Source organism: Massilia sp. TWP1-3-3, from assembly GCF_049897805.1.
GTDB lineage: Bacteria > Pseudomonadota > Gammaproteobacteria > Burkholderiales > Burkholderiaceae_D > Telluria_A.
In genome coordinates this window covers 1-3,437 of record NZ_JAFCWX010000084.1, presented here as the reverse complement: position 1 = coordinate 3,437, position 3,437 = coordinate 1, and the positions used below count along the sequence as shown (strand labels likewise).

General features: G+C 47.0%; 4 protein-coding genes. 1 reads left to right on the top strand and 3 read right to left on the bottom strand.

Annotated elements, in window-relative coordinates:
- The coding region (locus ACP7D4_RS27715; RefSeq protein WP_426212641.1) for a hypothetical protein at nt 1-207 on the top strand (207 nt) is incomplete at its 5' end.
- Nucleotides 208-837: 630 nt separating this feature from the next.
- Here ACP7D4_RS27715 and ACP7D4_RS27710 read toward each other — a convergent pair.
- The 3 genes from ACP7D4_RS27710 to ACP7D4_RS27700 form a co-directional block, all read right to left on the bottom strand.
- Nucleotides 838-1,368: a hypothetical protein gene (locus tag ACP7D4_RS27710; RefSeq protein ID WP_426212640.1), complete on the bottom strand. Its 531-nt coding sequence runs from the start codon at nt 1,366-1,368 to the stop codon at nt 838-840.
- 96 nt (nt 1,369-1,464) lie between these two features.
- Entirely contained in the window at nt 1,465-1,977 is a 513-nt protein-coding gene (locus tag ACP7D4_RS27705) for a hypothetical protein (RefSeq protein ID WP_426212638.1), read from the bottom strand.
- Nucleotides 1,978-2,049: 72 nt separating this feature from the next.
- Nucleotides 2,050-3,162 carry a hypothetical protein gene (locus tag ACP7D4_RS27700; RefSeq protein WP_426212636.1) on the bottom strand — a complete coding sequence of 371 codons (1,113 nt, stop codon included), beginning with the start codon at nt 3,160-3,162 and terminating at the stop codon, nt 2,050-2,052.
- Between the last annotated feature and the right edge of the window lie 275 nt (nt 3,163-3,437).

Here is a 3,437-nt window from a genome sequence, read left to right as displayed (position 1 = left end):
TTGGTCGGCGCGCATGGTCATGACGACGGCGCGCTCTTGAGTAGTCAGATGTTTGTAGATTTTTGCCATGGCGGCACCTTACAGCAGAAGGTGTTGCACTTGGTCTTTGAGAACGCCCATGGTACGGCTGAAGGGGCAAGGCTTTCTCTGCTTCCGCACCAAGTGGTGTTTCTCCGTAGGAAATACAACTATGTGGCCTTGCCATGATCGAGGCCCCAGCCGGCTCCACCGACACGCTCCATAATTCGCTGGGGGGCAGTGTTGATTCGCTTGGTCGCCGCTCGGAGACCAGCAACCCGTATAGTGTAATTCCATCGCGTGTTTCGCGGTTATCGGGAATTGCGAAACAGGGACGCCCGGCTACTTCGGTAACGATTGCATCGGGCCTTGAATTGCCGGAGCAACCCGTACTTAACATAGCTGACAAACTTAACAATATATATTGATAGACGAACTTCGCCATATTTGTAGCATTCTAAGGCTGAGAGTTTTGATCTGGTCCAGAAAATTACGGTAGTTCCGTATCTGGAAGGTGAGCAACAGCCTTGCAAGGCTAGGGTAAACTTTTAATTATCTTTAACATCGGCCAGCGGCATGGAGGATCAATATATCCACATTCCGGTCAAGGCGGAAATGCCTCGACAAATTTGCTTGTGGGCCACGATATCATAAACCATACATAGCGACGTCAAGCCTGCGCTCGCAGCTACCTAGTAAGAATATGCGTAACCTGCGCAACGCGCTCTGCTTTGGTAGTAGCTACTTTTGCACTTTGCGCTTTGGTTGGGGCAACAAAGAGGCGTGGCCAAGTCCCCTATAACTCCAAGTAAAAATTACCTACTGAACTAGTCTGTTCGACACCGCCGCAAGAATGTCGGTGGCAGGGACAAGAAAAGTTTCCGAATAGTATGGCGTGGAAAAATCAACTGTCATTCGAATCTTGCAAGGAATTGACTTTTTGTCTTTAAGAAGGATAGTAAGTTTTTCCTTGGCAATCGATTGATCATTACCCATTTCATCGGCAGGCGCTTCTCGAAATTCGATATCGGCGTCGAAAACGTAGGCCTTTTTTTCGGCGATGGTGGTTTGTTTCAGAAATTTAAAACCGCTTTGGGCAAAGTATTTAAGCTTGTGTTCAATGTCGAAATTGTGATCTGTGTCCAATGAACAGACGAGTTCGGAAAATACGATTCTTTGATGTTTATTCTCAGAAAATAGTTCAAGAATAGGCACATCTGCCGCAAATAATAAGTGATAACTGAAGCCCACAGCTTCGATCCCCATGTAGTTAATCTTGGCGACGGGCGCCTTTGCAGCGCATGAAATGAGGAAGATGACGAGCAGCGTAGCGAGGCGATTTTTTTTCATTTGGTGCATCTTCTGACCGCGTCAGCCACAAAATCCGCCGCAGTTTTGTCGCCCGATATCTTCCGGTTGAACAAACCAATTTTTAATTCCTCAACGCTACAGCGTGAAACCATAAACCCAAATTTCGCCCGTTTTTCGCGAAATAGCTACAAACCCGTCTCTTGATGACAGAGGATGTGGTTCGAAGAATTCCAACTCACTCATTTTTTTGTTGTTGAGCCACCACTGATAATTTTCGTCAGAAGTCAAATTTGGAACGTAACCCAAATCTCGAATTAACAGTCGGTTCCACTTTGACATTTCTTCGGGCCGCACCTTAAAGTACATGAAAGAAATATAGTCGACGGGCGCGAAGCCTGACTGGTCAGCCCCTCCGACGGTTTTCTCGTCGAAGTAAGCGTCGATAATTTCCGAGGGTAAACTGTTATATCTAGAAAGAATATGCGTAACCTGCGCAACCCGCTCTGTTTTTGAAAGGGCTACCGTTGCACTTTCGGCTTTGGTTGGGGGGGTAGGATTAGTATTGCGACAACCTTCTAGCATTATTGCGGCTAGGAGAATTATTAGAATGGCGGCGGAATTAATCCGGCCATGGAGTGAACTGATCAAAAAATCTCCATAAGAATGAGCATTGCCTTAAACAATAGATTACTGGTCATCAAACTTAAAAAATCCGCTATCCTATGGCGCGCCGTGGTCTATTCCGAGTTGTCGAGCGATAAATTTTCGAGCTATGTCCATTTTCTCCGATGAATATCCGCTCACCCCAGCATCGATTTGAGCTTGGAACAGTTCTTTTTCTTCCTTGGCAATATCTTCTTTAAAAATGTGTGCTCCTGGAGGTGGGGAACCCATTGATATTTTTACTGAATCAGGATGCTTTTCGTCCCAGACAATATGGCGGTAGAATGTCGCGTATGTCATGAAGGGATGGCCTAGACCTGACTCTTCCAACTTGCCGCCTATTTCGTCTTTTACTTGCATTTTGCCATCAGAACTGCCTGGATTAAAATTGTATATGTCTTCCATGTGGAAGGTCAGGTCGCCTGAGTAGATAATGTGCGTACCCCCAGGCGCAGAGGCCGCCACTACGTCGCCGCTAATCCAAATAACGTGGCCTCCAATCGTCCTCCGCCAATTCCAAACTTGAGGTCCCTTGGCGAATCCACTATCGTTTATCGCGTACATTACTGTATTTGTAATGGAAAATTTTTGGCGGTTGAAACCTATCGCTTCAGCATGTTCCATAAAATCCGTAACTAGCTGTCGTACGATCGCGTGGGTGCCTTGGGGCACCGCAAGTGCTCGGTCTTGGTCGCGAAGAAATCGCTCATAATCGATTGTCCGGCTCTTTCCTTTGCCGAACAAAAAATTTCGGAGAGCCAGGTTCGCATCTGGTTGATTTCCTCCGCATTCGCTCACCCATCGTTGTCTATCACTCCACCAGTGAACGGTTTTTGTTTCTCTCTCGTTGCACATCATCTCCGAGCCTTCAAGCCATGTGAACATGGTGCGAAAAGCTTTTTTATCGTCATCCGTGGGCTTGCGCAGAGTCTTAAGAGGATATCCTCTGGGGCCGAGAAAGCCGTTATCGTGTTCATAAATAGGCCGCTCTGCTTTGCCTAGTTTGTATGTCCTAGTCTCGCTTCTTAGAAATAATTTGCCTTTCTGTATTTTTTCTTTTTCTTGGCTCGGCGTCAGTTTGAGACGGTCAACCGTATGCGCTTTTCCGCTGAGGGCGACGCCGACGGGGCGGCTATTCAAGGCCTCTAAAAGATCTATAGACTGGCTCATATATTGCCCTTGAACTTTGCCATTTGTTTCATCGCCTCGTGGCCGAAATGCGCATTTCCAGAAAGCGATGCTTGGTCGTGTGCTATTTCGGTCAAACCTTCCGCGTCAGTGGTGCCTTGATATACGACGCCATTATCTAGTCGAATGAAATATGGTGGGCGGTTTCAAATACCAAGCGCAACACTGGGTTAATTAACAGTGTCAGTCGGATGTTGCAGCAAGGCTATGTGCTGAGTATAAACGACGAGCGGCGATTCATAATCTAGCCTCGCCCT

Coding starts and splice junctions, on each gene's coding strand:
- ACP7D4_RS27710 (WP_426212640.1), bottom strand. CDS start 1,368: ATGAAAAAAAATCGCCTCGCTACGCTGCTCGTCATCTTCCTCATTTCA.
- ACP7D4_RS27700 (WP_426212636.1), bottom strand. CDS start 3,162: ATGAGCCAGTCTATAGATCTTTTAGAGGCCTTGAATAGCCGCCCCGTC.